At 71.2% G+C, this 25,880-nt stretch carries 24 protein-coding genes; 20 read left to right on the forward strand and 4 right to left on the reverse strand.

Features of this window, described 5'->3' with window-relative positions:
* Nucleotides 1-57 precede the first annotated feature (57 nt).
* From dnaK to ACIRPT_RS22880, 4 genes are read left to right on the forward strand one after another with little or no spacing between them, the layout of a single operon-like run.
* Nucleotides 58-1,914, forward strand: coding sequence for a molecular chaperone DnaK (gene dnaK / locus ACIRPT_RS22865; RefSeq protein WP_403500349.1), 1,857 nt, complete (start codon nucleotides 58-60; stop codon nucleotides 1,912-1,914).
* Entirely contained in the window at nucleotides 1,911-2,615 is a 705-nt protein-coding gene (gene grpE / locus ACIRPT_RS22870) for a nucleotide exchange factor GrpE (protein WP_403829851.1), read from the forward strand. The genes dnaK and grpE overlap by 4 nt, the downstream gene beginning before the upstream one ends.
* 45 nt (nucleotides 2,616-2,660) lie before the next feature.
* Nucleotides 2,661-3,836, forward strand: a complete 1,176-nt coding sequence (dnaJ, locus tag ACIRPT_RS22875) for a molecular chaperone DnaJ (RefSeq protein ID WP_403829853.1) — start codon at nucleotides 2,661-2,663, stop codon at nucleotides 3,834-3,836.
* Nucleotide 3,837: 1 nt separating this feature from the next.
* On the forward strand, nucleotides 3,838-4,293 hold the full coding sequence (locus ACIRPT_RS22880; protein ID WP_403500357.1) for a heat shock protein transcriptional repressor HspR: 456 nt from the start codon (nucleotides 3,838-3,840) through the stop codon (nucleotides 4,291-4,293).
* Nucleotides 4,294-4,381: 88 nt separating this feature from the next.
* Here the strand turns inward: ACIRPT_RS22880 and ACIRPT_RS22885 are convergent, their stop codons facing one another.
* The 3 genes from ACIRPT_RS22885 to ACIRPT_RS22895 all read right to left on the reverse strand — a co-directional run bounded on the left by ACIRPT_RS22885 (nucleotide 4,382) and on the right by ACIRPT_RS22895 (nucleotide 6,251).
* Nucleotides 4,382-4,786: a hypothetical protein gene (locus tag ACIRPT_RS22885; protein ID WP_403500360.1), complete on the reverse strand. Its 405-nt coding sequence runs from the start codon at nucleotides 4,784-4,786 to the stop codon at nucleotides 4,382-4,384.
* A 425-nt stretch (nucleotides 4,787-5,211) separates the two neighbouring features.
* Nucleotides 5,212-5,616: a pyridoxamine 5'-phosphate oxidase family protein gene (locus tag ACIRPT_RS22890; RefSeq protein WP_403829856.1), complete on the reverse strand. Its 405-nt coding sequence runs from the start codon at nucleotides 5,614-5,616 to the stop codon at nucleotides 5,212-5,214.
* 53 nt (nucleotides 5,617-5,669) lie between these two features.
* Complete coding sequence (locus ACIRPT_RS22895) at nucleotides 5,670-6,251, reverse strand: Uma2 family endonuclease (RefSeq protein ID WP_403829858.1); 582 nt, start codon at nucleotides 6,249-6,251, stop codon at nucleotides 5,670-5,672.
* 250 nt (nucleotides 6,252-6,501) lie between these two features.
* On the opposite strand from ACIRPT_RS22895, the gene clpB reads away from it, so the two are divergent.
* Together clpB and ACIRPT_RS22905 are read left to right on the forward strand one after the other, a co-directional pair.
* Complete coding sequence (gene clpB / locus ACIRPT_RS22900; RefSeq protein ID WP_403829861.1) at nucleotides 6,502-9,150, forward strand: ATP-dependent chaperone ClpB; 2,649 nt, start codon at nucleotides 6,502-6,504, stop codon at nucleotides 9,148-9,150.
* 116 nt (nucleotides 9,151-9,266) lie between these two features.
* A complete protein-coding gene (locus ACIRPT_RS22905) occupies nucleotides 9,267-9,803 on the forward strand; it encodes a YbjN domain-containing protein (RefSeq protein ID WP_403829863.1) in 537 nt (178 codons plus the stop codon).
* A gap of 124 nt (nucleotides 9,804-9,927) precedes the next feature.
* Here ACIRPT_RS22905 and ACIRPT_RS22910 read toward each other — a convergent pair whose 3' ends face one another.
* Nucleotides 9,928-11,121: a pyridoxal phosphate-dependent aminotransferase gene (locus tag ACIRPT_RS22910; protein ID WP_403829866.1), complete on the reverse strand. Its 1,194-nt coding sequence runs from the start codon at nucleotides 11,119-11,121 to the stop codon at nucleotides 9,928-9,930.
* Nucleotides 11,122-11,332: 211 nt separating this feature from the next.
* Between ACIRPT_RS22910 and ACIRPT_RS22915 the strand changes: the two genes are divergently transcribed.
* The 14 genes from ACIRPT_RS22915 to ACIRPT_RS22980 all read left to right on the forward strand — a co-directional run bounded on the left by ACIRPT_RS22915 (nucleotide 11,333) and on the right by ACIRPT_RS22980 (nucleotide 25,822).
* Nucleotides 11,333-11,614: a hypothetical protein gene (locus ACIRPT_RS22915; protein ID WP_403829868.1), complete on the forward strand. Its 282-nt coding sequence runs from the start codon at nucleotides 11,333-11,335 to the stop codon at nucleotides 11,612-11,614.
* 442 nt (nucleotides 11,615-12,056) lie between these two features.
* Nucleotides 12,057-12,578 carry a DUF2617 family protein gene (locus tag ACIRPT_RS22920; RefSeq protein ID WP_403500380.1) on the forward strand — a complete coding sequence of 174 codons (522 nt, stop codon included), beginning with the start codon at nucleotides 12,057-12,059 and terminating at the stop codon, nucleotides 12,576-12,578.
* 224 nt (nucleotides 12,579-12,802) lie between these two features.
* On the forward strand, nucleotides 12,803-14,542 hold the full coding sequence (locus tag ACIRPT_RS22925) for a polyamine aminopropyltransferase (RefSeq protein ID WP_403829871.1): 1,740 nt from the start codon (nucleotides 12,803-12,805) through the stop codon (nucleotides 14,540-14,542).
* A gap of 113 nt (nucleotides 14,543-14,655) precedes the next feature.
* On the forward strand, nucleotides 14,656-15,630 hold the full coding sequence (locus tag ACIRPT_RS22930) for a carbon monoxide dehydrogenase subunit G (RefSeq protein WP_403829873.1): 975 nt from the start codon (nucleotides 14,656-14,658) through the stop codon (nucleotides 15,628-15,630).
* Nucleotides 15,631-15,703: 73 nt separating this feature from the next.
* On the forward strand, nucleotides 15,704-16,552 hold the full coding sequence (locus ACIRPT_RS22935) for an aldose 1-epimerase (RefSeq protein WP_403829875.1): 849 nt from the start codon (nucleotides 15,704-15,706) through the stop codon (nucleotides 16,550-16,552).
* Between the two features lie 24 nt (nucleotides 16,553-16,576).
* The gene (gene pyrE, locus ACIRPT_RS22940; RefSeq protein WP_403500391.1) at nucleotides 16,577-17,119 is read left to right on the forward strand and encodes an orotate phosphoribosyltransferase; all 543 of its coding nucleotides are present in this window, start codon (nucleotides 16,577-16,579) and stop codon (nucleotides 17,117-17,119) included.
* 206 nt (nucleotides 17,120-17,325) lie between these two features.
* On the forward strand, nucleotides 17,326-18,348 hold the full coding sequence (gene fbaA / locus ACIRPT_RS22945) for a class II fructose-bisphosphate aldolase (protein WP_403500394.1): 1,023 nt from the start codon (nucleotides 17,326-17,328) through the stop codon (nucleotides 18,346-18,348).
* A gap of 116 nt (nucleotides 18,349-18,464) precedes the next feature.
* Nucleotides 18,465-19,994 (forward strand): MFS transporter, encoded by a 1,530-nt coding sequence (locus ACIRPT_RS22950; RefSeq protein WP_403829878.1) that lies wholly within the window; start codon nucleotides 18,465-18,467, stop codon nucleotides 19,992-19,994.
* Nucleotides 19,995-20,035: 41 nt separating this feature from the next.
* Nucleotides 20,036-20,449, forward strand: coding sequence for a DUF3151 domain-containing protein (locus ACIRPT_RS22955; protein ID WP_403500400.1), 414 nt, complete (start codon nucleotides 20,036-20,038; stop codon nucleotides 20,447-20,449).
* A gap of 232 nt (nucleotides 20,450-20,681) precedes the next feature.
* The gene (locus ACIRPT_RS22960) at nucleotides 20,682-21,539 is read left to right on the forward strand and encodes a tryptophan 2,3-dioxygenase family protein (RefSeq protein WP_403830030.1); all 858 of its coding nucleotides are present in this window, start codon (nucleotides 20,682-20,684) and stop codon (nucleotides 21,537-21,539) included.
* Nucleotides 21,532-22,827: a kynureninase gene (locus tag ACIRPT_RS22965; RefSeq protein WP_403829880.1), complete on the forward strand. Its 1,296-nt coding sequence runs from the start codon at nucleotides 21,532-21,534 to the stop codon at nucleotides 22,825-22,827. The genes ACIRPT_RS22960 and ACIRPT_RS22965 overlap by 8 nt, the downstream gene beginning before the upstream one ends.
* Nucleotides 22,824-23,693 carry an alpha/beta hydrolase family protein gene (locus ACIRPT_RS22970; RefSeq protein WP_403829882.1) on the forward strand — a complete coding sequence of 290 codons (870 nt, stop codon included), beginning with the start codon at nucleotides 22,824-22,826 and terminating at the stop codon, nucleotides 23,691-23,693. Before ACIRPT_RS22965 ends, ACIRPT_RS22970 begins: the two co-directional genes overlap by 4 nt.
* 123 nt (nucleotides 23,694-23,816) lie before the next feature.
* On the forward strand, nucleotides 23,817-25,169 hold the full coding sequence (locus ACIRPT_RS22975; RefSeq protein ID WP_403829884.1) for a sensor histidine kinase: 1,353 nt from the start codon (nucleotides 23,817-23,819) through the stop codon (nucleotides 25,167-25,169).
* Nucleotides 25,166-25,822, forward strand: coding sequence for a response regulator (locus ACIRPT_RS22980; protein WP_403500411.1), 657 nt, complete (start codon nucleotides 25,166-25,168; stop codon nucleotides 25,820-25,822). Before ACIRPT_RS22975 ends, ACIRPT_RS22980 begins: the two co-directional genes overlap by 4 nt.
* The last annotated feature ends 58 nt before the right edge of the window (nucleotides 25,823-25,880 follow it).

Below are 25,880 nucleotides of genomic sequence, written 5' to 3' on the forward strand. Positions count from 1 at the left end.
TTTCTTCCGTGTTGCACTCTTGAGCCTGTTCCACTCAAGTCAGCTGGAGGAATTGAAATGGCACGTGCGGTCGGCATCGACCTGGGCACGACGAACTCCGTCGTCAGTGTTCTCGAAGGCGGTGAGCCCACCGTCATCACCAACGCCGAGGGCGCCAGGACCACGCCGTCCGTTGTCGCCTTCGCCAAGAACGGCGAGGTGCTGGTCGGCGAGGTCGCGAAGCGCCAGGCGGTCACCAACGTCGACAGGACCATCCGGTCGGTCAAGCGCCACATGGGCACCGACTGGAAGATCGACATCGACAGCAAGGGCTTCAACCCGCAGCAGATGAGCGCCTTCATCCTGCAGAAGCTCAAGCGCGACGCCGAGTCGTACCTGGGTGAGAAGGTCACGGACGCGGTCATCACCGTTCCTGCCTACTTCAACGACTCCGAGCGTCAGGCCACCAAGGAGGCCGGCGAGATCGCGGGCCTGAACGTCCTGCGCATCGTCAACGAGCCGACGGCGGCCGCCCTGGCCTACGGCCTCGAGAAGGAAGACCAGACCATTCTGGTCTTCGACCTCGGTGGCGGCACCTTCGACGTCTCGCTGCTGGAGATCGGCGACGGCGTCGTCGAGGTGAAGGCCACCAACGGTGACAACCACCTCGGTGGTGACGACTGGGACCAGCGCATCGTCGAGTACCTGGTCAAGCAGTTCAGCAACGGCCACGGCGTCGACCTGTCCAAGGACAAGATGGCCCTCCAGCGCCTGCGTGAGGCCGCTGAGAAGGCGAAGATCGAGCTGTCCTCGTCCACCGAGACCTCGATCAACCTGCCCTACATCACCGCCTCCGCCGAGGGCCCGCTCCACCTGGACGAGAAGCTCACCCGGGCGCAGTTCCAGCAGCTGACCGCGGACCTCCTGGAGCGCTGCAAGACGCCGTTCCACAACGTCATCAAGGACGCGGGTATCAACCTGTCCGAGATCGACCACGTGGTCCTGGTCGGCGGTTCGACCCGTATGCCGGCCGTCGCCGAGCTCGTCAAGGAGCTGACCGGCGGCAAGGAAGCCAACAAGGGCGTCAACCCGGACGAGGTCGTGGCCATGGGCGCCACCCTCCAGGCCGGTGTCCTCAAGGGTGACGTCAAGGACGTCCTCCTGCTGGACGTCACCCCGCTGTCCCTCGGTATCGAGACCAAGGGCGGCATCATGACCAAGCTCATCGAGCGCAACACCACGATCCCGACCAAGCGGTCCGAGATCTTCACGACGGCCGAGGACAACCAGCCGTCCGTGCAGATCCAGGTCTACCAGGGCGAGCGCGAGATCGCGGCGTACAACAAGAAGCTCGGGATGTTCGAGCTGACCGGCCTGCCGCCGGCCCCGCGTGGCGTCCCGCAGATCGAGGTGTCCTTCGACATCGACGCCAACGGCATCATGCACGTGACCGCCAAGGACCTGGGCACGGGCAAGGAGCAGAAGATGACCGTCACCGGCGGCTCCTCGCTGCCGAAGGACGAGGTCGACCGCATGCGCCAGGAGGCCGAGCAGTACGCGGACGAGGACCACAAGCGCCGCGAGGCCGCCGAGGCCCGCAACCAGGGCGAGCAGCTGGTCTACCAGACCGAGAAGTTCCTCAAGGACAACGAGGACAAGGTCCCCGGTGAGGTGAAGACCGAGGTCGAGACCGCCGTCGGCGAGCTGAAGGAGAAGCTCAAGGGCGAGGACACGGCCGAGATCCGCACCGCCACCGAGAAGGTCGCGGCCGTCTCGCAGAAGCTGGGCCAGGCCATGTACGCCGACGCCCAGGCCGCGCAGGCCGCCGGTGGCGCCGAGGGCGCCCCCGCCGGTGAGCAGGCCGAGGCCGCCGACGACGTCGTGGACGCCGAGATCGTCGACGACGAGAAGCCCAAGAAGGACGGTGCCGCGTGACGGAGGAGACCCCGGGCTTCGACGAGAAGCCTGACGTCCCTCCCTCCACGCCCGCCGGCGCGGAGGGGCCCACCTCCGCCGCTCCCGAAGACGCGGCGCAGGAGGCCGGGTCCGCCGACAAGGCGGGCTCGGCCCCGGCCGGGGACGCCAACGAAAGCACCCAGGACGTGGCCGTGACGGCGCAGCTGGACCAGGCCCGTTCGGCGCTCAACGAGCGCACGGCGGACCTCCAGCGGCTCCAGGCCGAGTACCAGAACTACCGCCGTCGGGTGGAACGGGACCGGATCACGGTCAAGGAGATCGCCTCGGCGAGTGTCCTGTCCGAGCTCCTGCCCACCCTCGACGACATCGGCCGTGCCCGCGAGCACGGCGAACTGGTCGGTGGTTTCAAGTCGGTGGCCGAATCGCTGGAGGCCGTGGTCGCCAAGCTGGGTCTGACCCAGTTCGGTAAGGAGGGCGAGCCCTTCGACCCGACGATCCACGAGGCACTGATGCATTCGTACGCACCGGATGTCACGGAGACCACGTGCGTGGCGATCCTGCAGCCCGGGTATCGCATCGGTGAGCGAACGATCCGCCCCGCGCGGGTCGCCGTCGCCGAGCCGCAGCCGGGCGCGCAGAGCGCCAAGTCCGGATCCGAGGACGACGCCAAGGGCGCCAAGGCCTCGGACGAGGAGAGCGGTGGCCCGGAAGAGGGCTGACGTGAGGACACACAAGGAAATCGCGCGGAAGGAGGGACGTCGAGGATGAGCACCAAGGACTTCGTTGAGAAGGACTACTACAAGGTCCTCGGCGTCCCGAAGGACGCCACCGAAGCGGAAATCAAGAAGGCGTACCGCAAGCTCGCCCGCGAGAACCACCCGGACGCCAACAAGGGCGACGACAAGGCCGAAGAGCGCTTCAAGCAGATCTCCGAGGCCAACGACGTCCTGGGCGACCCCAAGCGCCGCAAGGAGTACGACGAGGCGCGCGCGCTGTTCGGCAACGGCGGGTTCCGGCCCGGTCCCGGCGCCGGCGGCGGCAGCTTCAACTTCGACCTGGGCGACCTCTTCGGAGGTTCCCAGGGCGGCGGCCAGGGGGGCGGCGGCTTCGGCGGCGGCCTCGGGGACGTCTTCGGCGGCCTGTTCAACCGGGGCGGCGCGGGCACCCGTACGCACCCGCGGCGCGGCCAGGACATCGAGTCCGAGGTGACGCTGAGCTTCACCGAGGCGGTCGACGGGGCCACGGTCCCGCTGCGGATGTCCAGCAAGGAGCCGTGCAAGTCGTGTGCGGGCACCGGCGACAAAAACGGTACGCCTCGGGTCTGTCCGACCTGTGTCGGCACCGGCCAGGTCAGCCGGGGCGCGGGCGGCGGCTTCTCGCTCACCGACCCGTGTGCCGACTGCAAGGGCCGGGGCCTGATCGCCCAGGATGCCTGCGAGGTCTGCAAGGGCAGCGGACGCGCGACGAGCGCCCGCACCATGCAGGTACGCATCCCCGCGGGCGTCTCCGACGGGCAGCGCATCCGGCTGCGCGGCAAGGGCGGACCGGGCGAGCAGGGCGGCCCGGCGGGCGATCTCTATGTCGTCGTGCATGTCCACGCCCACCCGGTCTTCGGCCGCAAGGGCGACAACCTCACCATCACGGTGCCGGTCACCTTCCCGGAGGCCGCGCTGGGCGGCGAGGTCAAGGTGCCGACGCTGGGCGGCCCGCCGGTCACGCTCAAGCTGCCGGCCGGCACTCCCAACGGACGCACCATGCGGGCCCGGGGCAAGGGCGCCGCCCGTAAGGACGGCACCCGCGGCGATCTGCTGGTCACCATCGAGGTACAGGTTCCCGGTGACCTGAGCGACAAGGCGAAGGAATCGCTGGAGAGCTATCGAGAGGCGACCGTGGGATCCGACCCGCGGGCGGAGCTGTTCCAGGCCGCGAAGGGAGCTTGAGATGGACAGCCGGGGCGGGCAGCGTCGTAACCCGTATGAACTGACCGAAGAGTCGCCGGTGTACGTCATCTCCGTCGCGGCCCAGCTCTCGGGCCTGCATCCGCAGACCCTGCGTCAGTACGACCGGCTGGGTCTGGTCTCGCCGGACCGCACGGCCGGGCGGGGCCGCCGCTATTCGGCCCGGGACATCGAACTCCTGCGTACGGTGCAGCAGTTGTCCCAGGACGAGGGCATCAACCTCGCCGGCATCAAGCGCATCATCGAGCTGGAGAACCAGGTCGCGGCCCTTCAGCAGCGCGTCGCCGAGCTCCAGGGCGCCCTGGAGGGCGCGGCCAGCGCGATGCAGCAGCGGGAGGCGGCGGTGCATGCCTCGTACCGCCGCGATCTGGTGCCGTATCAGGATGTGCAGCAGACCAGCGCGCTGGTGGTGTGGCGGCCCAACAAGCGCTCCGAGTAGCGCGCGTGGCGCGGCCATGGCCGAACGCATGACGGAGGGCCGGGGGTTTCACGTGAAACCCCCGGCCCTCCGTCATGCGTTCGGCGCCTCAGCAGCCGTTGTACCCCGCCGTCGGCATCGACAGCCGCCGGTGCACATGGGACTTCATCGCCAGCGTGTAGACCGGCTCGTCGAGGTCGGCGGTCTCCAGACGGACGCCCGCCGCCGCGCAGCGCGCGCTGAATTCGTCGGCCCCGTCGATGGCGTTCTCCAGCGCCCGGCGGTTGGGCGCCACGAACACATCGACCAGGCCGTCTTCGACATCGCTCCACAGCGCACTGTGGTCGGCGCGCAGCTGGTGCAGGCTGAGCCGGCAGGTCAGGCGGTAATCACGGGCTGCCGCCCACTGTTTGCACATGTCGTGCTGGCTGCGGTCGTCGACCAGAAACGGATCCTCGTCCAGCTCGGACAGCGGCATCAGGCAGGCGATCGCCGTCACTCGGACCGAGTTCATCGTGCCCTCCGGGGCGTGGCGACTGTGGGGGCGACGATACCCCGCAGGCGCCCCGGGGTGGAGGGGTGGCGCCGGGTGGCGAGGCATAGCCGCAGGCGTGGCAGATCTTCCAGCCGTCCTGGTTGACGGCGAGTTGGCCGCCGCACCGGGGGCAGAGCTCCGCGCGGGGCCGCGGAGGGGCGAGTGCCGGGCGGCGGGGAACCGGCGGGGGGACGGTGGTCGCGTTGCACAGCGCCTGCGGCATGCGGGCCTCCAGCTGCCGTCTTGTGCTCGAAGGAGGGCCGAGAAGGTCCGCTTGCGTGCGGAACTATTCCATTCCTGCTCGGTGCCTGCCGTTTCTCTTTCTCCTGAGTACCAGGTGAGCGCAAGACGCCGGATGCGGACCGTCCGTTTTCAGCCAGGCCCGGGCGGGGTCCGCAGGGGGCTCAGGCCCGCCCCATCGCCCTGGTCACGGCGATCTCGATCATGACGCGGTCGGGGTTCGGCTCCGGCGTACGGCCGTACCGCTCGGCGTACCGGTTCACCGCGTCGGCCACCGACTCGGCATCCGTACGCACCCGGGCGATCCCCTCCAGCGTCGCCCAGCGGCCGCGGTCCACCTGGCACACGGCGACGGTGGCGCCGTCGGCCCCGGCGGCGAGGATGTTCTTGACCTTGGCGCTGTCCTTGCGCGTGATGATCCGCGCGATCCGCTGCCCGGCGTCGTAAGTGACGCCTACCGGGACGACATGCGGGGTCCCGTTCGTACGCAGCGTGGTCAGGGTCGGCATCAGGTACTCGCCCCAGAAGGCGAGGTACTCGGGCGTGAGGGCGGAGAGGTCATGGGCCATGGGGGAAAGGGTAGGCCCGCGTCCCTTCGGGGTTCACGGGCCGTTCGGGAAAGTCAGAGGAAGTCGGTCGTCTCGAGGTCGAAGGAGAAGGGGGCGGGGAGGGGAACTGACTTACCGAAGGGAACTCGGTGGATCACGGTGTAGTCCTCGCCTTCAGGCTCGCTGAACAGCGTCATCGTTGACTTCTCTCGATCGGCGAGCAAGTAGAGCGGGATTCCAGTGCGGGCGTAGCAGTGTCGCTTTTCGACTCGGTCCCTATGCGGGCTGCTTGAGGTCACTTCGAGGACCAAGGCGATCTCGGAGCTGGGGATCCACATGCCTGGAAGATCGAAGATATCCGCTTCGCTGGGCACGAATGTGGCATCAGGGATCACGTAGTCCTTGGCGGGCAGGTCGCCGTGGGACAGCGACACCCCCTTGTTTCCGGAGACATCCATGTCGGTTTCGGACTTCGCCAAGATCTGCTTGATGATCCTGCTGAAAAACCGCTCATGCCTGTTGTCCGGCGGTGGCGTCACAACGATCTCCCCCTCGATCAGCTCGGCCCGGAAGCCCTTGGGGGTTTCCAGGGCGAGGAAGTAATCCAGGAGGGTCTCTTCGTCGGTAGCCATCGGCTCGTGTGCCATAGCCGTCATGCTGCACCTCCTTGTGGTCGAAGGCCAGTGTCACGAGGCGCGGCCGCCGGCGAAGACGCGTTCGCGGCCGTTCACGCGCAAGGGTGGGGTGGTTCGTCGTGAGCGTGGCGCGGAGTTGCGCCGGCGGCGGAAAACGCGAACGGGTTCCCGATGGGGCGTGTCAGCAGAGATTGAGTGGAATAGACTCAACTTATCGCACGTTGGTACCTGCAAGACGTATCGGAACAACACACAGGGAGGACACCGGGCCGTGGATGCCGAGCTGACCAACAAGAGCCGGGAGGCGCTGGCCGCCGCCAATGAGCGGGCGGTCACCGCCGGGCACGCGGACATGACGTCCGCGCATCTGCTGCTCGCGCTGCTGGCCGGGCAGGACAACGAGAACATCATGGACCTGCTGGCGAGCGTCGAGGCCGACGCCGCCGCGCTGCGCAACGGCGCCGAGCGTCAGCTGGCCGGGCTGCCCAGCGTCCAGGGTTCGACCGTCGCGCCACCGCAGCCGGACCGCGACCTGCTGTCCGCCATCGCGGACGCCACGCAGCGCGCCCGCGATCTCGGTGACGCCTATGTCTCCACCGAGCATCTCCTCATCGGCATCGCCGCCAAGGGCGGCCGCACCGGCGAGCTGCTGGAGCAGCAGGGCGCCGGCGCCAAGAAGCTGATGGCCGCGTTCGAGGCGAGCCGGGGCGGGCAGCGGGTGACCAACGCCGACCCGGAGGGCACGTACAAGGCGCTGGAGAAGTTCGGTACGGACTTCACGGCGGCCGCCCGCGAGGGCAAGCTCGACCCGGTGATCGGTCGTGATCATGAGATTCGGCGTGTGGTGCAGGTGCTCTCCCGCCGTACGAAGAACAACCCGGTGCTCATCGGTGAGCCCGGCGTCGGCAAGACCGCCGTCGTCGAGGGGCTGGCGCAGCGCATCGTCAAGGGCGACGTCCCCGAGTCGCTGCGCAACAAGCGGCTGGTCGCGCTCGACCTGGGCGCGATGGTCGCGGGTGCCAAGTACCGCGGCGAGTTCGAGGAGCGCCTGAAGACCGTCCTGGCGGAGATCAAGTCCAGCGAGGGCCAGATCATCACGTTCATCGACGAGCTGCACACCGTCGTCGGCGCGGGCGCCGGCGGGGACTCGTCCATGGACGCGGGCAACATGCTCAAGCCGATGCTGGCCCGCGGCGAGCTGCGGATGGTCGGCGCGACCACCCTCGACGAGTACCGCGAGCGGATCGAGAAGGACCCGGCGCTCGAGCGCCGCTTCCAGCAGGTGCTGGTCGCCGAGCCGACCGTCGAGGACACGGTGGCCATCCTGCGCGGGCTCAAGGGCCGCTACGAGGCCCACCACAAGGTGCAGATCGCCGACTCCGCGCTGGTCGCCGCGGCCACCCTCTCCGACCGCTACATCACCTCCCGTTTCCTGCCCGACAAGGCGATCGACCTCGTCGACGAGGCCGCCTCCCGGCTCCGCATGGAGATCGACTCCTCGCCCGTCGAGATCGACGAGCTCCAGCGGGCCGTGGACCGCCTGCGCATGGAGGAGCTGGCCCTCAAGAACGAAACCGACGCCGGCTCCGTCCAGCGCCTGGAGAAGCTCCGCAAGGACCTCGCCGACAAGGAGGAGGAGCTGCGGGGACTGACCGCCCGCTGGGAGAAGGAGAAGCAGGGGCTCAATCGCGTCGGTGAGCTGAAGGAGAAGCTGGACGAGCTGCGCGGGCAGGCGGAGCGCGCCCAGCGGGACGGCGACTTCGACACCGCCTCCAAGCTGCTGTACGGCGAAATCCCCAGTCTGGAACGGGAGTTGGAGGAGGCCGCCGCGGCCGAGGCGGAGCAGGAGGCGTCCAAGGGCGCCTCGGGCGGCAAGGAGTCCATGGTCAAGGAGGAGGTCGGCCCGGACGACATCGCGGACGTGGTCGGCTCCTGGACCGGCATCCCGGCCGGCCGCCTTCTGGAGGGCGAGACCCAGAAGCTGCTGCGCATGGAGGACGAGATCGGCAAGCGGCTGATCGGTCAGGCCGAGGCCGTACGGTCGGTCTCCGACGCGGTCCGCCGCAGCCGCGCCGGCATCGCCGACCCGGACCGCCCCACCGGCTCGTTCCTCTTCCTCGGCCCGACCGGCGTCGGCAAGACCGAGCTGGCCAAGGCGCTCGCGGACTTCCTCTTCGACGACGAGCGGGCCATGGTCCGGATCGACATGTCGGAGTACGGCGAGAAGCACTCCGTCGCCCGTCTGGTCGGCGCCCCGCCCGGCTACGTCGGCTACGAGGAGGGTGGCCAGCTCACGGAGGCCGTCCGCCGCCGCCCCTACAGCGTCATCCTCCTGGACGAGGTCGAAAAGGCCCACACCGAGGTCTTCGACGTCCTCCTCCAGGTCCTCGACGACGGCCGCCTCACGGACGGCCAGGGCCGGACGGTCGACTTTCGCAACACCATCCTCATCCTCACCTCCAACCTCGGCTCCAACTTCCTCATGGACCCCCTCCTCAAGGAGGACCAGCGGAGGGAAAAGGTGCTGGAGACGGTCCGGGCGTCGTTCCGTCCCGAGTTCCTCAACCGCCTCGACGACGTGGTGGTCTTCCACCCGCTGGGCACCGACCAGCTCCAGCGCATCGCCCGGATCCAGCTCGACCACCTCCAGCGCCGCCTGGCCGGCCGCCGCCTCACGCTGGACGTCACCGACCGGGCCCTGGCCTGGCTCGCCTGGCTCGGGCAGGAGCCGGTCCTCGACGCCCCGGCCCCGGACCTCTCCTACGGCGCCCGGCCGCTGCGCCGCCTGGTCCAGACGGCCATCGGCGACCAGCTCGCGCGGGCCATCCTGGCGGGCGAGGTCCTCGACGGGGACACGGTGCGGGTCGATGTGGACGGTGATCGCCTGTCGGTGGAGCCGGCCCGGCCGGGTGCGGCCTGACCAGGAGCGATCGCATGGCTTGACCGACACCTTGCCCGCATCCGCACCCTCTGGGGTTGCCAGGACGGGGCGGATGTGGGGGAGGATGGCAGAGACCATACGAAGGGAATTCCACGGTGAGCATCGACCCGTCCTCGATTCCGAATTTCGGGGGCCAGCCCGAACCCGAGCCGTCGGGGCCTGATGGTCCCGTCGTGCCTGACCAGGACCTGGTAAAGCAGCTCCTCGACCAGATGGAGCTGAAGTACGTAGTCGACGAGGAGGGTGACCTCGCCGCCCCGTGGGAGCAGTTCCGCACGTACTTCATGTTCCGCGGTGAGGAGGAGCAGGAGATCTTCTCCGTCCGCACGTTCTACGACCGCGCCCACGGCATCGACGACAAGTCGAAGCTGCTGGAGGCGATCGACGACTGGAACCGCCGGACCCTGTGGCCCAAGGCCTACACCCACACCCACGACGACGGCACGGTCCGTCTGATCGGTGAGGCATCGATGCTGATCGGCACCGGCGTCTCGCTCGAACACTTTGTGTCGAGCACGGTCAGCTGGGTCCGCGCCTCGATCGAATTCGACAAGTGGCTCGTCGAGCAGCTCGGCCTCGAAGCCGAGATCGAAGGCGACTCCGACGACAAGCCGGGGGACGGCGAGGCCTGAGCCCCGCCCCTCGATTTCCCGGCTGCGCGGGCCCCGGAGCTACTGGCTCCGGGGCCCGCGTCCGTGTGTGCGGGCCTCCCGGGGTGACCCGCAACGGGAGGGTGCCGCCGGTGGCCCCACCGCCTCAGAGCTTCCGCAGCCGCCCGACCGCCTCCCGCAGGACCTCCTCCTGCTTACAGAACGCGAAGCGGACGTACGGCGCGCCCTGGTCCTTGTGGTCGTAGAAGACGGCGTTGGGGATGGCGACGACGCCGGCGCGTTCGGGGAGGGCGCGGCAGAAGGCGAAGCCGTCGCCCTCTTCGGACAGGGCGGTGCCGAGGGGGCGGATGTCGGTGGTGATGAAGTAGGTGCCGGAGGGGCGGAAGACCTGGAAGCCGGCCTCGGTGAGGCCGGTGGCGAGGATGTCGCGCTTGGTGCGGAGGTCGTCGCGCAGGGCCGTGTAGTACGTGTCGGGGAGGGCGAGGGCCTCGGCGACGGCGTACTGGAAGGGGCCGGCGGAGACGTAGGTGAGGAACTGCTTCGCGGAGCGGACCGCGGCGGTCAGCTCGGGGGCGGCCGTCACCCAGCCGACCTTCCAGCCGGTGAAGGCGAAGGTCTTGCCGGCGGAGGAGATGGTGACCGTGCGCTCCCGCATGCCGGGGAACGAGGCGAGGGGGGTGTGCTCGCCCTCGAAGACCAGGTGCTCGTAGACCTCGTCGGTGATGACGAGGAGGTTGCGCTCCACGGCCAGCTGGGCGACGGCGGCGAGTTCGTCGTGGGTGAGGACGGTGCCGGTGGGGTTGTGAGGGGTGTTGAGGAGGATGAGGCGGGTGTCGTCGGTGACGGCGTCGCGGAGTTCGTCGAGGTCCAGGTGGTAGGAGGCGGTTGACGGGTCCGGGCGCAGGGTGACGGGGACGCGGCGGCCGCCGGCCATGGCGATGCAGGCGGCGTAGGAGTCGTAGTACGGCTCCAGGGCGATGACCTCGTCGCCGGGCTCCAGCAGCGCCAGCAGGGACGCGGCGATCGCCTCCGTCGCGCCCGCGGTGACCAGAACCTCGGTGTCGGGGTCGTAGGACAGGCCGAGGTGGCCGTAGAAGCGCTGCTGGTGGGCGGCGACGGCGGCGCGCAGTTCGGGGATGCCGGGGCCGGGCGGGTACTGGTTGCCGCGGCCGTCGCGCAGCGCGCGGACCGCCGCCTCTCTGACCTCCTCCGGGCCGTCGGCGTCGGGGAAGCCCTGGCCCAGGTTGATGGAGCCGGTCCGTACGGCGAGTGCGGACATCTCGGCGAAGATCGTGGTGCCGAATTCGGCGAGGCGGCGATTGAGCAGCGGTCGGTCCATGCGCGCCATCCTCCGCCGAACCTCTGGACTTCCTCAACTGTGCTTTGGGGTCCGAGGGCCCCGGGCATCAGTCCCGCACAACAGACATGGACGGCCGGCGACGAGGGCGGTCAGCGGCGCACGGGGCGCCGGACGGGGCGATGCTCCCCCACTGCCTGAAGGGCGTGGGAGGTACCCCCCGCTTCGGGGGAACGAAAGGGGTGTGGGGCAGATGACGGGTTTTGTGATCTTTCTGGTGATCTTCGTGGTGGTGTTGTGGCTGGTGTCCCTGGCGTCGCGGGGCGGTGGCGGCGGCCGCAAGCGGAGCGGGTACTCGCGGTCGGGCGGCGGTAGTTGGTGGGCCGCCGGCGGTGGGGGCAGCAGCTGCGGATCGTCCGGCGGGCATCACGGCGGGCATCACGGCGGTGGCGGCTGCGGCGGCGGCTCCTCCTGCGGGGGCGGTGGCTGTGGTGGCGGCGGCGGTGGTGGCGGCTGCGGCGGCGGGGGCTCCTGAGCCGGGACGGGTCCGAGGGGCGGCGGGGGCGCCCGGCCCGTCTTCGTACGGCCGCGATCGAGGCCGTGGCGGTGCCCCTCCGGCGGCCGTGCCGACCGCGTCCGGCGGCCCGTTCCACGGCCGCCAGGGCCTCGCCAGCTGCACACATGCATACGGCTCATGCTTGACCGCATATGCGCCCGGCGGACCGCGACCTGACGGTCAACATCCGCCGGGCGCTTGCGTGTTGAACAACTGAACTGAGGGGCCCTCTAGGGGATGGAAACCCATCGAAGATGGGTAAAACGGCTGTGGTCGACCTGCCATCCATGATTCCCTCTCCCTTAGAGAATCCCCCAGTTCTCGCATCCCACGTGGGCACGAGCCGGCAGGCAGTCGTACATCCCTGATCCTTCTCGGGCGGGCCGGCCCACCATCCACTGCGTGTTTGCGGAGCCGACCCATGCTCACCACCCTGAAAACGGCGTACACCGATACCCGTGCCTCCGACCTCGCCTGGGCCCTGGGCAGGGAACCCCTGCCGGCCCTGGCGGTACTGGATCTCCAACTCGACGACGCTCAGGTGCAGTTGAGACTGCTAGGGGCTTCTCATCAGGTGCTTCTCGAAGAGGAGCGCGGTACGTGTTCCGAGACCGTCGCCTGTATGCCGGGCTCCAGTACGCCGCTGCCGCTCGGCGTGGCCAAGCGGCTGGGCGACTGGGAGTACGAATTCGCCGCGCATGTCGAGACGCTGTCGCGCGGCTCCTTCGCGGGGCGCGCGCAGGAATTGCTCGCACTGGTCGCCGAGCATCCGCACGGTCTGGCGGGGACCTTTCCGGGCTCGCCGCATGCGTTCACCGCGATGCTGGCGCAGCGTCAGCACGGCCAGGTGCGCTGGCGGACCTGGCACGCGTACCCGCAGGAGGGCCGACTGGTGGCCACCCGCACACGGGTGGGCGTACGGACGGCGGTCGCGGCCGTCTAGGCGCGGGTCCGGCGGGGGGCGTGCCGCCCCTGGTCGCGCACCGCTGCCGTGGGTGCGGTGAGCCGAGGCCCGGGGCGCGACGCGTACATATGCCCTGTGCATGAGGGTGTCGGCGACACGTCCCGCGCGCGCAACAACATGGCCGGCAATGATCATGTGTAGAACGGAGAGTGCACTCGTGTGGGTGACAAAAGGGCACGGAACCGTCACGTAGCGTTCGTTTCATGATCGACCCGCCAGATACCGCCCCCTCCGGGGCGCTCGGGCCGCCGGAGGCCATGGAGCCGGCGCGGCTGCCCGTGCCGTCCGGGCTCGGCCGGCTGCTCGTCCTCGCCGTCGTCTTCGTCTGCGCCGCCTGCGGTCTGGTCTACGAGCTCGAACTGGTCGCGCTCGCCACGTACTTGGTCGGCGACTCCGTCACTCAGGCGTCGGTCGTGCTGTCCGTCATGGTCTTCGCCATGGGCATCGGCGCGCTGCTGGCCAAGCGGCTGCGCTGCCGGGCGGCGGTCGGCTTCGGCGCGGTCGAGGCGCTCCTCGCGCTGGTCGGCGGCGGCTCCGCGATGGCGCTCTACGCCTGCTTCGCCTGGTTCGGCCAGTCCCGCTCCGCGCTCGTCGGCTTCTCGCTGGCCATCGGGGTCCTGATCGGCGCCGAGGTGCCGCTGCTGATGACGCTGATCCAGCGGGTGCGCCGCCAGGACGCGGGCGGCGCGGTCGCCGACCTCTTCGCCGCGGACTATGTGGGCGCGCTAGTCGGCGGGCTGGCGTTCCCCTTTCTGCTGCTGCCCTGCCTGGGCCAGCTCACCGGTGCGCTGGTCACCGGCGGGGTCAATGCGGTGGCGGGCGGCGCGCTGGTGCTGTGGCTCTTCCGCCGTGATCTGAGCCCCCGTTCGCGCTGGCTGCTGCTCCTGACCAATGTGCTGGTGCTCGCGCTGCTGGCCACCGGCGCGCTGCTGGCCTCGTCCTTCGAGCGGGCCGCCCGGCGCGCGGTGTACGGCGCGGCGGTGCGGGTCGCGGTGCAGACCGGCGTCCAGGAGGTGGTGCTGACCGGCGGCACCGGCGGCACGGGTGGCGCGGGCGGTGCGGGGCGGGGGAGGAAAGGTTCCGGCCGCCCGCTCGAGCTGTATCTGGACGGCCGCCTGAGGGTCAGCGCGGACAACGAGTACCGCTACCACGAGGCGCTGGTGCACCCGGCGATGGCGGGCGGCCCGCACGGCCGGGTGCTGGTCCTCGGCGGCGGCGACGGCCTGGCGGTCCGCGAGATCCTGCGCTACCGCGCGGTCCGCTCGGTCACCGTCGTCGAACTCGACCCCGGAGTCCTGAAGCTGGCCCGCACGGACCCCGGTCTCTCGAACCTCAATCACCACTCGATGAGCGATCCCCGGGTGCACACGGTGACGGCGGACGCCTTCGACTGGCTGCGGGAGCCGGGGAGAAGCCGAGGGCGGCGGAGGCCGTACGACGTCATCCTCACCGACCTCCCCGATCCCGGGATCACCGCCAGCACCAAGCTCTATTCGCAGGAGTTCTACGGGCTGGTCGCGCGGATGCTGGCCCCCGGCGGGCGGCTGGCGGTGCACGCCGGGGCGCCGGCGCAGCGGCCGCGGTCGTACTGGACGGTGGAGGCGACGATGCGCTCGGTGGGGCTGGCGACCGTCCCGTACCGCGTCCCGGGGCGGCTCGCCGACTTCTCCGGTGCCCCGGACCGCGCCGTCGGCCTGATCGGGCCGGAAGGTCCGCCGACGCCACTCGCGCCGGAGGCCGATGCACGGTCGACGGGCCGGGTCAGGTTCTGGGGCTTCGTGCTGGCCGCGCGGCGCCCGCCCCGGCTGGGCCTGGCACCGGACGTGCCGCCGCTGGCCTCCGTCACCCGCGAGGCGCTGCGGGCCGACGAGCAAGGGGCGGCCGCCGGCCGGATCCGCTCCGTGGTGCCCTCCACCCTGATGCATCCGCGTTATCAGGAGTGAGGGCGGCACAGGCTACGCCGCGGCGGCGGTCCGCGGGCCGGTCCGGCGCGGGTGCGCAGAAAGTTGTACGCGGCGGGCACTGCTCCGGGAGGCGCTGGGTAGGCTCAGATCCCATGGAGCATGAGGTGTACGTTCCGTTTCCCGTAGGGACCGTGCGGCAGGCACTCACCGAGCCGGAGCGCGTGGCGCGCTGCGTCCCAGGAGTCCAGCTCGACGCCGATGCGGCCCCGCGCATCCCCGAGGGCCGACTCCGGCTGCGTATCGGCAGCTCCACCATTACCTATCGCGGCACGCTGACGATCGCCGACGAGGGCGGCAAGGACGCTTCCGAGGACGCCGCGTTGGTCTTCGAGGCGAAGGCCACCGAGGCGCGCGGCGACGGCGTGGTCGCGCTGACGCTGACCGTACGGCTGACCCCGGTCACCGAGCCCGCTCCCGGGACGACCCTGGTCTGCTCCGGCGAGCTGCGCGGCGACGGCCGGCTCGCCGAGGCGACCGACCGGTCCGCCGAGGCCGCGGGCCGACGTCTCCTCGACCGCTTCGCGGAGAACCTGGCGGCGGATCTGGAGCAGCGGCCGGTGGCGGCCCCGTCCGGGGAACCGTCCGAGGAGCAGTCGGGGAAGCCGTCGGGGCAGGGGATCTTCGAGACCGAGGTGCCGCCGCCGTCGCTCGATCCCCACAGCGATGCGGACGAGGCCCACGACGGGGGCGAGACCCCGGACCACGGGGACGTGCCCGGTCTCGGCGACGTCCATGGCCTCGATGACGTCCATGAACTGGATGACGTGGATGACGTGGATGCCGCGCTCGACGGCGGCGGCGCGCGCGACGCGGACCATGCCTACGACGGCGATGCCGAGGGTGATGCCGACGGCGATGCGCCCGCCGAGGCCGCCCACGCGCGCCGGACGATGATCGGGCGCAGCGCCGAAGAGGTCGACCACGCACCGCCGCGCGGGCGGTATGCGCCGGTGCCGCCGCCCGAGGTGAACACGGCCTCGGCGACGCTGCGCTGGGCGGCGCCCGCCGCGGCGGTGGTGCTGGCTTCGGCCGTGGTCGTCGGCCGGGTACTGCGCCGCCGCCGCTGAGCGCGGTGGCGAGGTCGGGGCCGGTCGGCGAGGGCACCGGCGCCGTGCCCGGGCCCACCGTTAGGGTCGTGCCGTGAGTACCGACAACACCACGCAGAGTGCCTCGCGGACGCGGCCGGACGGCGTACGACTGGCCGCAGGGGACGCCGAAGTGACCGTCCATCCGGACAACGGCTGCCGCCTCGGCAGCCTCCGCGTCGGCGGCCTGGAACTGCTGCGGCAGGGCGACCACTACGGCAGCTTCCCGATGGTTCCGTGGTGCGGCCGGATCGACCACGGCCGTTTCCGCAACGGCGGCGAGCTGCATCAGATGCCGGTCAACGCCGCGCCGCACGCCATCCACGGCACCGGCCGCAGCCTCAGCTGGCGGACCGCGCGCTCGAGCGCGACGGCGGCCGCCTTCACCTACGACCTCGCCGATCCGGCCGCCCCCTGGCCGTACCCGGGGACGGTGACCCAGCTCGTCGAGCTCGCCGAGGACGGCTCCTCGCTCACCCTGACCATGGGCATCGAGACGATCGGCGACTCCTTTCCGGCACAGGCCGGCTGGCACCCGTGGTTCCTGCGGAATCTGGGGGACGGCGGCGCGGACGTCACCGTCGACTTCGAGGCCGAGTGGCAGGAGGAGCGGGGCGCGGACCACCTTCCGACCGGCCGCCGGATCCCGCCGAAGCCGGGGCCGTGGGACGACTGCTTCGGGATGCCGCAGGGCGTGGACGTCACGCTCACCTGGCCGGGGCGGCTCCGGCTGACGGTGACCAGTCGCGCCGAGTGGGTCGTGATCTACGACGAGCAGGAGGCGGCGGTCTGCGTGGAGCCGCAGTCGGGCCCGCCGAACGGGCTCAATACGCTGCCGCGCCTGGTCACGCCGATCGACCCGCTGGAGATCTCCACGACCTGGAGCTGGCGGACGCTGTCGTGAGCCGGTGGTCTTAAGCTCGTGGCCATGAGTGACGACGTGCGCGGCGCGCTGCTGCAGCAGATCAAGGACAAGGCCGTGGTGCACGGCAAGGTGACGCTTTCCTCCGGCAAGGAAGCCGACTACTACATCGACCTGCGCCGGATCACCCTGGACGGCGAGGCCGCGCCGCTGGTCGGTCAGCTGATGCTGGACATCACCGCGGACCTGGACTACGACGCGGTCGGCGGGCTGACGCTCGGCGCCGACCCGGTCGCGACCTCGATGCTGCACGCGTCCGCCGCCCGTGGCCGCCGGCTGGACTCCTTCGTCGTCCGCAAGGCGCAGAAGGCGCACGGTATGCAGCGCCGTATCGAGGGTCCGGACATCAAGGGCCGCCGGGTGCTGGTCGTCGAGGACACCTCCACCACCGGCGGCTCGCCGCTGACCGCCGTCGAGGCGGCGCGCGAAGCGGGCGCCGAGGTCGTTGCGGTGGCAACGATCGTGGACCGGGGCGCGGCGTCGGCCATCGCCGAGGCGGGCCTTCCCTACATCACCGGCTACCAGCTCGGCGACCTCGGCCTGGGCTGAGCACGGTCCGGGCGGCCCCGCCGGGGCCCTCACCTGCGGCGTTCACAGAGGGCGGTTGGTTTCACGTGAAACCGGCCGCCCTTTCGCATGAAGGCCGGATGGGCGATGTGGAGCAACCGACCGAGTCTGGGAAGATGGCCCCGGCGAAGTCCTCGCCCCCTGGTCAGGGCCAAGAACGCACACCCGCATACACAAGGAGCGGACAGATGCCCATCGCAACCCCCGACGTCTACAACGAGATGCTCGACCGGGCGAAGGCAGGCAAGTTCGCCTACCCGGCCATCAACGTCACGTCGACGCAGACGCTGCACGCCGCGCTGCGGGGCTTCGCCGAGGCCGAGAGCGACGGCATCATCCAGATCTCCACCGGTGGTGCGGAGTTCCTGGGCGGCCAGTACAACAAGGACATGGTGACCGGCGCCGTGGCGCTCGCCGAGTTCGCGCACGTGGTGGCCGCCAAGTACGACATCACCGTTGCGCTGCACACGGACCACTGCCCCAAGGACAAGCTCGACGGCTATGTTCGCCCGCTGCTGGACGTCTCCGCGGAGCGCGTCGCCAAGGGCCTGAACCCGCTCTTCCAGTCGCACATGTGGGACGGCTCGGCCGAGACCCTCGCGGACAACCTGTCCATCGGCCAGGAGCTGCTCGCCAAGGCCACCGCCGCCAAGATCATCCTCGAGGTCGAGATCACCCCGACCGGCGGCGAGGAGGACGGCGTCACCCACGAGATCAACGACGAGCTCTACACCACGGTCGACGATGCGCTGCGCACCGCCGAGGCGCTGGGCCTGGGCGAGAAGGGCCGCTACCTGCTCGCCGCCTCCTTCGGCAACGTCCACGGCGTCTACAAGCCGGGCAATGTCGTCCTCCGCCCCGAGCTCCTCAAGGACCTCCAGGAGGGCGTCGGCGCCAAGTACGGCAAGACCGCGCCGTTCGACTTCGTCTTCCACGGCGGCTCCGGCTCCACCGAGCAGGAGATCGCCACCGCGCTGGAGAACGGCGTGGTCAAGATGAACCTCGACACCGACACCCAGTACGCGTTCACCCGCCCCGTCGCGGACCACATGTTCCGCAACTACGACGGTGTGCTGAAGGTCGACGGCGAGGTCGGCAACAAGAAGACCTACGACCCGCGCAGCTGGGGCAAGCTGGCCGAGGCCGGCATGGCCAAGCGCGTGACCGAGGCCTGCGCCAACCTGCGCTCCACGGGTACCAAGATCAAGTAAGGCCGCCGCGGCTTCTGGCCGCCGAGGCACGCGGGGCCCCGCATCCTCCGGGATGCGGGGCCCTGTCGCGTCCCGCCGGGCGGGCGAACGGGCATGGATGCGGGCATGCTCACCGTATGAGCGAACCGAGCGCGCCCGGCGGGGTCCGGCTGGCCTCGGCGCAGGGCCGATGGGTGCTGACGACGGCCGTGCTGGGCTCCGGCATGGCGATGCTCGACAGCACGGTCGTCAATGTCGCGCTGCCCACCATCGGCCGCGACCTCAACGCCGACCTGGGCGTCCTCCAGTGGACGGTCTCCGCGTACATGCTCACCCTCGCCTCGCTGATCCTGCTGGGGGGCTCCCTGGGCGACCTGTACGGGCGGCGCCGGATCTTCGTCATCGGCGTGGTGTGGTTCGCGGCGGCCTCGCTGCTGTGCGGGCTGGCGCCGAACGCCGGGGTGCTGATCGCGGCCCGTGCGCTGCAGGGCGTGGGCGGGGCGCTGCTCACGCCGGGTTCGCTGGCGCTGATGCAGGCGGTCTTCCATCCGGACGACCGGGCGCGGGCGGTGGGCGCCTGGTCGGGGCTCGGCGGGGTGGCCGCGGCGGTCGGGCCGTTCATCGGCGGCTGGCTGGTGGACGGGCCGGGCTGGCGCTGGGTGTTCTTCGTGAACGTGCCGCTGGCGGCGGTGTGTGCACCGGTCGCGATGCGGCACGTCCCCGAGACCCGGGAGCGGGCGGCCCGCGCGCGCCACGGGTTCGATGTGCTGGGCGCGGTGCTGGGGGCGCTGGCCCTGGCCGGGGTGACCTATGCGCTGATCGCGGCGCCGGCCGGGGGAGCGACGCCCGGGGTGATCGTCCCGGCGGTGCTCGGTCTGCTGCTCGGGGCGCTGTTCGTACGCGTCGAGCGGCGGCGTCCGGATCCGATGCTGCCGCCGTCGATCTTCGCCATCCGGCAGTTCACCGCCGTCAACGCCGTGACGGTCTGCGTCTACGCCGCCTTCGGCGGTTTCTTCTTCCTCGCCGTGCTCCAGCTCCAGGTCGTGTCGGGCTATTCGGCGCTGCAGGCCGGTACGGCGCTGCTGCCCACGACCGTGCTGATGCTGCTGTTCTCCGCCCGCTCCGGGGAGCTGGGCCAGCGCATCGGGCCGCGGATCCCGCTCACGGTGGGGCCGGTGCTGTGCGCCGCCGGGATGCTGCTGATGCTGCGGGTCGGCGAGCATGCGTCGTACCCGGCCGATGTGCTGCCCGCGCTGGTGGTGCTGGGCATCGGCATGGTGACGCTGGTCGCGCCGCTGACCGCGACCGTGCTGGCGGCGGTGGACGTGGACCGGGCGGGCCTGGCCAGCGGCATCAACAACGCGGCGGCGCGGGCCGCGGGACTGCTGGCGGTCGCCGCGCTGCCGCTGCTCGCGGGCGTCAGCCCGGAGGCCTACCGCTCGGCGGACGAGTTCGCGGCCACCTTCCGGCGTGCCATGCCGCTGTGCGCGGGGATTCTGCTGGCCGGGGCGCTGATCGCCTGGCTCACCGTACGGACCGATGTGCTGCGCGGCGCGGCACCCGAGGCACCCGAGCGGTGTCACGCGGAGTGCCAGTACCACTGCGGAGTGAGCGCTCCGCCGCTGGACCCGGGCGAGGCCCGGTCCCCGAAACCGGGCGAAGGGTAGCCGTCGGGCGGGCCGGGCCGGGGACCAGGCAGACTTGAGACATGGCCATTCACGAGAATCTCCTCGGGGGACCGCCCCCGACCCATCTGCCCGACGACCCCGAGCCCCGTGAGCTGCTCGCCGCGGGCACGGCGCCGTCCGATGTCGCCGCGAAGTACCCGACCTCCTCGCTGGCCTGGGCGCAGCTCGCCGACGACGCGTTCGAGGGAGGCCGGGTCGTCGAGTCGTACGCCTACGCCCGCACCGGCTACCACCGCGGCCTGGACGCCCTGCGCCGGGCCGGCTGGAAGGGCCACGGCCCGGTGCCGTTCGAGCACGAGCCCAACCGCGGCTTCCTGCGCGCGCTGCACGCCCTCGCCCGCGCCGCGCAGACGATCGGCGAGCAGGAGGAATACGAGCGCTGCACGGCGTTCCTGCGCGACTCCTCGCCGACCGCGGCCGACACGCTGTCCTGACGTCGCCGGACGGAGACTTCCAGGGGCCGGCCGCATGATCGCGGTCGGCCCTTGCGCGCCCGGAGAACAGCACCGATGATTTCAGGTGGGCGGGGTCGTCACCTCGCCCGAGGGGACCGGGGCTCCCGTGCCGACAAGGAAGGAGCGGACCGCTACCCGGTAGTTCGCACCTGAGGAGTCCCTCATGTCGCAACCTTCTCCGATTTCTCCGGCCAAGTCCGGCTCGGCCGTGATGTGCGGCCGCACTGTTTCACGTGAAACAGCGGCGGATCTTCCGTTCGCCCCCGATCTGAGCATCGGCAGCAGCACCACGACCCCGTACGAGGACTACGTCCAGGCGGGCGTCCTCACCCACCTCCAGCACCCGCTCTCCGAAGACCCCGGTGAGATGGCCTTCCTGGTCACCACCCAGGTCATGGAGCTGTGGTTCACGGTCATCGTCCATGAATGGGGCACCGCCGCCGAGGCGCTGCGCCGCGACGATCTGACGGTGGCGATGGACGCGCTGCGCCGCTCCACCTACGAGCTGGAGGCGCTGAACGCCGCCTGGAAGCCGCTCGCCCGGCTGACCCCGGAGCAGTTCAACGCCTACCGCGCCGCGCTCGGCGAGGGTTCCGGATTCCAGTCCGCGATGTACCGGCGGATGGAGTTCTTGCTGGGCGAGAAGTCCGCATCGATGCTGGTCCCGCACCGCGGCGCGCCGCGCGAGTACGCCGAACTGGAGAAGGCGCTCCAGGAACCGAGCCTGTGGGACGAGGTGCTGCGGCTGCTCGCACGCCGCGGCCACGCCGTCCCCGAGGCCGTGCTCCAGCGGGATCCGGAGCTGCGCTACGAGCCCGACCCGGCCGTCGAGGCCGTCTGGGCCGAGATCTACGCCGGCTCGCAGGAGGACGAACTGGTCCGTCTCGGCGAGGCGTTGACCGACGTCGGCGAGCTGGTCTGGCGATGGCGCAACGACCATCTGGTCGCGACCCGGCGGGCGATGGGCTCGAAGATGGGCACCGGTGGCTCCGCGGGGGTGGCCTGGCTGGAGAAGCGGGCCCGTAAGAACGTCTTCCCCGAGCTGTGGACGGCGCGCAGCCATGTCTGAGACCCCCGAGAACACACCACAGGACCGCGAACACACCGCACGGGCCGGTCAGCTGGACGCCGCCGACCCGCTCGGCGCGACGGTCCGCGACCGCTTCGTGCTCGACGACACGGTCTACCTCGACGGCAACTCGCTCGGCGCGCTGCCCTGCGGGGTGCCGGGCCGGATAGCCGACGTCATCACCCGCGAATGGGGCGAGCTGCGCATTCGCTCCTGGGACGAATCCGGCTGGTGGACCGCGCCCGAGCGGATCGGCGACAAGATCGCACCGCTCATCGGGGCGGCGCCGGGCCGCGTCGTGGTCGGCGACTCCACCAGCATCAATGTCTTCAAGGCCGTGGTCGGCGGCATCCGGATGGCCGGGAAGGGCTGCACGGAGATCCTCGTCGACGCCACGACCTTCCCGACCGACGGCTATATCGCCAGGTCAGCGGCCCGGATGACCGGCCTCGCGGTGCGCCCGGTCGAGCCCGCGCGGATCGCCGACGAGGTCACCGAGCGGACCGCGCTCGCGCTGGTCAACCATGTCGACTACCGGACCGGACAGCTCAACGACCTGCCCGGCATCACGACCGCGCTGCACTCCGCCGGCGCGCTCGCCGTCTGGGACCTGTGCCACAGCGCCGGTGCGCTGCCGGTCGGGGTGGACGCGCACCACGTCGATCTCGCCGTCGGCTGCACGTACAAGTACCTCAACGGCGGGCCCGGTTCGCCGTCGTATCTCTATGTGCGCGAGAGCCTCCAGGAGCGCTTCGACTCGCCGCTGCCCGGCTGGAACTCCCACGCCGAGCCGTTCGGGATGGCCCCCGGTTACACCCCGGCCGAGGGCATCGTCCGCGGCCGGGTCGGCACCCCCGACATCCTGTCGCTGCTCGCCCTGGAGGCGGCGCTGGATGCCTGGGACGGCGTCTCGATCGAGGACGTCCGCGCCAAGAGTCTCGCCCTGACCGACTTCTTCCTCGACTGCGTCGACGCCTACACGCCGCCCGGCCTGGTCCGCTCGGTCACGCCGCGCGACCACAGCCGGCGGGGCAGCCAGGTGTCGCTGACGTGCTCCCCCAAGCGCGCCGGTTCCGTCGAGCAGGGAAGCACCCCGATCGCCGCCGAGGTGATGGCCGAACTGATCCGGCGCGGGGTGGTCGGAGACTTCCGCCACCCCGATGTGCTGCGCTTCGGCTTCACCCCGCTCTACACCTCCTTCGCGGACGCGGAGCGGGCGGCGTGGGTGCTGGGCGAGGTGCTGCGGGCGCTGCCCGAGGGCCCGGCGGCGGCCGGACCCGGCGCGTGAGCGCACCGGACGAGGAGACGGCGCTGCTGGGGCTCGCCCCGGTGGCGCCGGACCGGACGCTGGCGTACGGGGCGCATCCGGACCAGGTGGTGGACCTGTACGGGCCGTGGGGCGGGGGCCGTGGCCCGCTCGTCGTGCTGCTGCACGGCGGCTTCTGGCGCGCCGCGTACGACCGCCGGCATCTCTCGCCCCTGGCTGCCGAGCTGGCCGGGCGGGGGCTGCCGGTCGCGCTGGCGGAGTACCGCAGGGTGGGGGCGGGCGGGGGCGCGCCGCAGACGTTCGAGGACGTGGCGGCCGCGGTCGAGGCGGTTGCGGCCGAGGCGGCGGCGTCCGGGGTGGACGTGGACGGCGGTGCCGGGGCCGGGCACGGCCTCGTCCTGATCGGGCACTCCGCGGGCGGCCATCTCGCCCTGCTCGCCGCCGCCCGCCCCGGCACGGCGGTCACCCGCGTCCTCGCCGTCTCGCCGGTCGCCGATCTCGCCCGCGCCCATGAGCTGGGCCTCAGCGGCGGCGCGGTCGCCGAACTCCTCGCCGCCACCGGCCCCGACGGTGATGAGGAACCGGCCGGCGGGGGACCGGCCGGGGGCGCCGGTTTCCGGGAGCGTCTCGCCGCCGCCGATCCGCTGCACCACCCGCCACCCGCCGCCCTCTCCGTCACGATCCTGCACGGCACCGCCGACCCCGACGTTCCGCCGGAGCTCTCCCGCCGCTACGCCGCCGCCCACCCCGCCGCGACGGACCTGCACGAACTGCCCGGCGTCGGCCACTACGCCCCGGTCACCCCCGGCACCGCGGCCTGCCGCACCCTCCTCGACCACCTCCGCCCGAGCCCGCCGGGCGCGTCGTCGTCGGGCTCGTCGGCGTAGTGCTGGGTCGTACTGGGTCCTACCGAGTCCTACTGCGCCCTACTGCGTAGTACCTGCGAAGGAGGCGGAACATACACGTCGCAGCGGACGCCGCGGCGGCCGCTCTTGCTTACCGTTGTCTGCGTGAACCAGACGACCCACACCTCCCAGACGCAGGACAACCTGCGCTCGGAGGCCCGGATAGCCCGCGGCGCGCTGCACTGGCTGCGCCAGGACCTCTTCGTCGATGCCTTTGCCTTCCACCCGATGCCGCCGCTGGAGGACGCCAAGGTCGCCCGGTGGGTGCCCTGGCTGCCGGAGCGGCTACGGCACGGGGCGCGCTGGCTGCCGCACTCCATCGTCGGGCTGTTCGCCGGCTGCGTCTTCCTGGCGACCTTGGCCGAGCGTCACGGGCTGGGCCCGGTGCACGGCGTGTTCAACTGGATCGTCTGCGTGCTGCTCGCGGGCCCGGTGGCGCTCACCCTCTTCCGCCCGGTGGGCGCCTTCTGGCTGTCGCTGATCGGATTCGTGCTGGCCCTGGGCGGCTCCGGCCTCTCCTCGCCGCTCGCCTACCTCACCCACCTCGCCGTGATGACTTTGGTGGTGCTGCGCACCCGGCCGCGGCTGGCGCTGGAGATGTGGCTGGTCACCTTCGCGGTGGCGGCCGTGCTGACGTCCGTCGTCAGCGCCAATGCGGGCGATCTGCCGCCGGTGGCGGTCTTCTCCGGGTTGATGCTGACAGCCGTGGCCGCGGTACGGGCCTGGCGGGAGGAGCGCCGGCACGTCGTCGAGACGCAGACCGCCACCGCCGAGGAGCGCTCCCGGCGCACGCTCCTGGAGGAGCGGGCCACCATCGCCCGCGAGCTGCACGATGTCGTCGCGCACCATATGTCCGTCATCGCCATCCAGGCCGAGGCCGCCCCGTACCGCGTCAAGGACACCCCGCCCGAGCTGGCCACCTCCTTCGCCACGATCCGCGAGAACGCCGTGGCCGCGCTCACCGAGCTGCGCCGCATCCTGGGCGTGGTCCGCTCCGAGGACCCGGACGCGTTCGCCGAGAGCGACCCGGAGGCGCCGCAGCCGACCCTCGCCAGCCTCGAATCGCTGCTGGACAGCGTCCGCAGCGCCGGGCTGATCGTCGAGGCCGTGATCACCGGCGCGCCCCGGCCGCTGCCGCAGGGCGTCGAGCTGTCCGCGTACCGGATCGTGCAGGAGGCGCTCAGCAACGCCCTGCGGCACTCGCCCGGAGCCGATGCCCGGGTGGAGATCTCCTACGTCCTGGGCGGGCTCGGCCTGCGGATCATCAACGGCGCCCCGAGCCGGCTGGCCAAGCCGTCACCGGGTGCGGGGCACGGTGTGCTGGGGATGCGCGAGCGGGTGCAGATGCTGGGCGGCGAGATGACGGCCGACCACACCGAGGACGGCGGCTTCGAGGTCGCGGCGTTCCTGCCCGTGGCGAAGACGTCGACGAAGGCAGCAGGGGAGACCACGGCATGATCCGCGTACTGATCGTCGACGACCAGGTGATGGTCCGCGAGGGATTCTCCGTCCTGCTCAATGCCATGCCGGACATCGAGGTCGTCGGCGAGGCCGTCGACGGCCGCCAGGCGGTGGCCAAGGTCGCGGAGCTCAAGCCGGACGTCGTCCTGATGGACATCCGGATGCCGGAGATGAACGGCCTGGAGGCGACCCGCGAGATCGTGGCCGCCGACGCGGAGGCCAAGGTTCTGGTGCTGACCACCTTTGACCTGGACGAATACGTCTACCAAGCGCTGCGCTCCGGAGCCAGCGGCTTCCTCCTCAAGGACGCCTCGGCCGGCCAGCTCGCCGAGGGCGTCCGCATCGTCGCCTCCGGTGAGGCGCTGCTCGCCCCCACGGTCACCAAGCGCCTGATCTCCGAGTTCTCCCGTCTCGGCACCCCGCGCGCCCCCGCCCAGGAACGCATCGGCGATCTGACGGAACGCGAGACGGAGGTGCTGGTCCTGGTCGCCCAGGGGCTGTCCAACGGCGAGATCGCCGAGCATCTGGTCGTCGCCGAATCGACGGTGAAGACGCACGTCAGCCGCATCTTGGTGAAGCTGGGGCTGCGCGACCGGACGCAGGCGGCGGTGTTCGCGTACGAGGTGCGGCTGGTGACGCCCGGGGGCTGACCGCGGCCCGGCCGGGCGCCCGGCGCGGAGGGGCTGCGGCTGACGGGCCGGGCGGCGC

Source organism: Streptomyces sp. NPDC101227 (assembly GCF_044767545.1).
GTDB lineage: Bacteria > Actinomycetota > Actinomycetes > Streptomycetales > Streptomycetaceae > Streptomyces.

What these genes read in the sequence shown, in the direction of transcription:
- ACIRPT_RS22925 (WP_403829871.1), top strand. Translation starts at nt 12,803, where the DNA reads ATGATCGACCCGCCAGATACCGCCCCCTCCGGGGCGCTCGGGCCGCCG.
- ACIRPT_RS22980 (WP_403500411.1), top strand. Translation starts at nt 25,166, where the DNA reads ATGATCCGCGTACTGATCGTCGACGACCAGGTGATGGTCCGCGAGGGA.
- fbaA (WP_403500394.1), top strand. Translation starts at nt 17,326, where the DNA reads ATGCCCATCGCAACCCCCGACGTCTACAACGAGATGCTCGACCGGGCG.
- dnaJ (WP_403829853.1), top strand. Translation starts at nt 2,661, where the DNA reads ATGAGCACCAAGGACTTCGTTGAGAAGGACTACTACAAGGTCCTCGGC.
- ACIRPT_RS22950 (WP_403829878.1), top strand. Translation starts at nt 18,465, where the DNA reads ATGAGCGAACCGAGCGCGCCCGGCGGGGTCCGGCTGGCCTCGGCGCAG.
- ACIRPT_RS22910 (WP_403829866.1), bottom strand. Translation starts at nt 11,121, where the DNA reads ATGGACCGACCGCTGCTCAATCGCCGCCTCGCCGAATTCGGCACCACG.
- ACIRPT_RS22915 (WP_403829868.1), top strand. Translation starts at nt 11,333, where the DNA reads ATGACGGGTTTTGTGATCTTTCTGGTGATCTTCGTGGTGGTGTTGTGG.
- ACIRPT_RS22955 (WP_403500400.1), top strand. Translation starts at nt 20,036, where the DNA reads ATGGCCATTCACGAGAATCTCCTCGGGGGACCGCCCCCGACCCATCTG.
- pyrE (WP_403500391.1), top strand. Translation starts at nt 16,577, where the DNA reads ATGAGTGACGACGTGCGCGGCGCGCTGCTGCAGCAGATCAAGGACAAG.
- ACIRPT_RS22920 (WP_403500380.1), top strand. Translation starts at nt 12,057, where the DNA reads ATGCTCACCACCCTGAAAACGGCGTACACCGATACCCGTGCCTCCGAC.
- ACIRPT_RS22885 (WP_403500360.1), bottom strand. Translation starts at nt 4,786, where the DNA reads ATGAACTCGGTCCGAGTGACGGCGATCGCCTGCCTGATGCCGCTGTCC.
- ACIRPT_RS22880 (WP_403500357.1), top strand. Translation starts at nt 3,838, where the DNA reads ATGGACAGCCGGGGCGGGCAGCGTCGTAACCCGTATGAACTGACCGAA.
- ACIRPT_RS22890 (WP_403829856.1), bottom strand. Translation starts at nt 5,616, where the DNA reads ATGGCCCATGACCTCTCCGCCCTCACGCCCGAGTACCTCGCCTTCTGG.
- ACIRPT_RS22965 (WP_403829880.1), top strand. Translation starts at nt 21,532, where the DNA reads ATGTCTGAGACCCCCGAGAACACACCACAGGACCGCGAACACACCGCA.
- ACIRPT_RS22895 (WP_403829858.1), bottom strand. Translation starts at nt 6,251, where the DNA reads ATGACGGCTATGGCACACGAGCCGATGGCTACCGACGAAGAGACCCTC.
- dnaK (WP_403500349.1), top strand. Translation starts at nt 58, where the DNA reads ATGGCACGTGCGGTCGGCATCGACCTGGGCACGACGAACTCCGTCGTC.
- ACIRPT_RS22930 (WP_403829873.1), top strand. Translation starts at nt 14,656, where the DNA reads ATGGAGCATGAGGTGTACGTTCCGTTTCCCGTAGGGACCGTGCGGCAG.
- ACIRPT_RS22960 (WP_403830030.1), top strand. Translation starts at nt 20,682, where the DNA reads ATGTGCGGCCGCACTGTTTCACGTGAAACAGCGGCGGATCTTCCGTTC.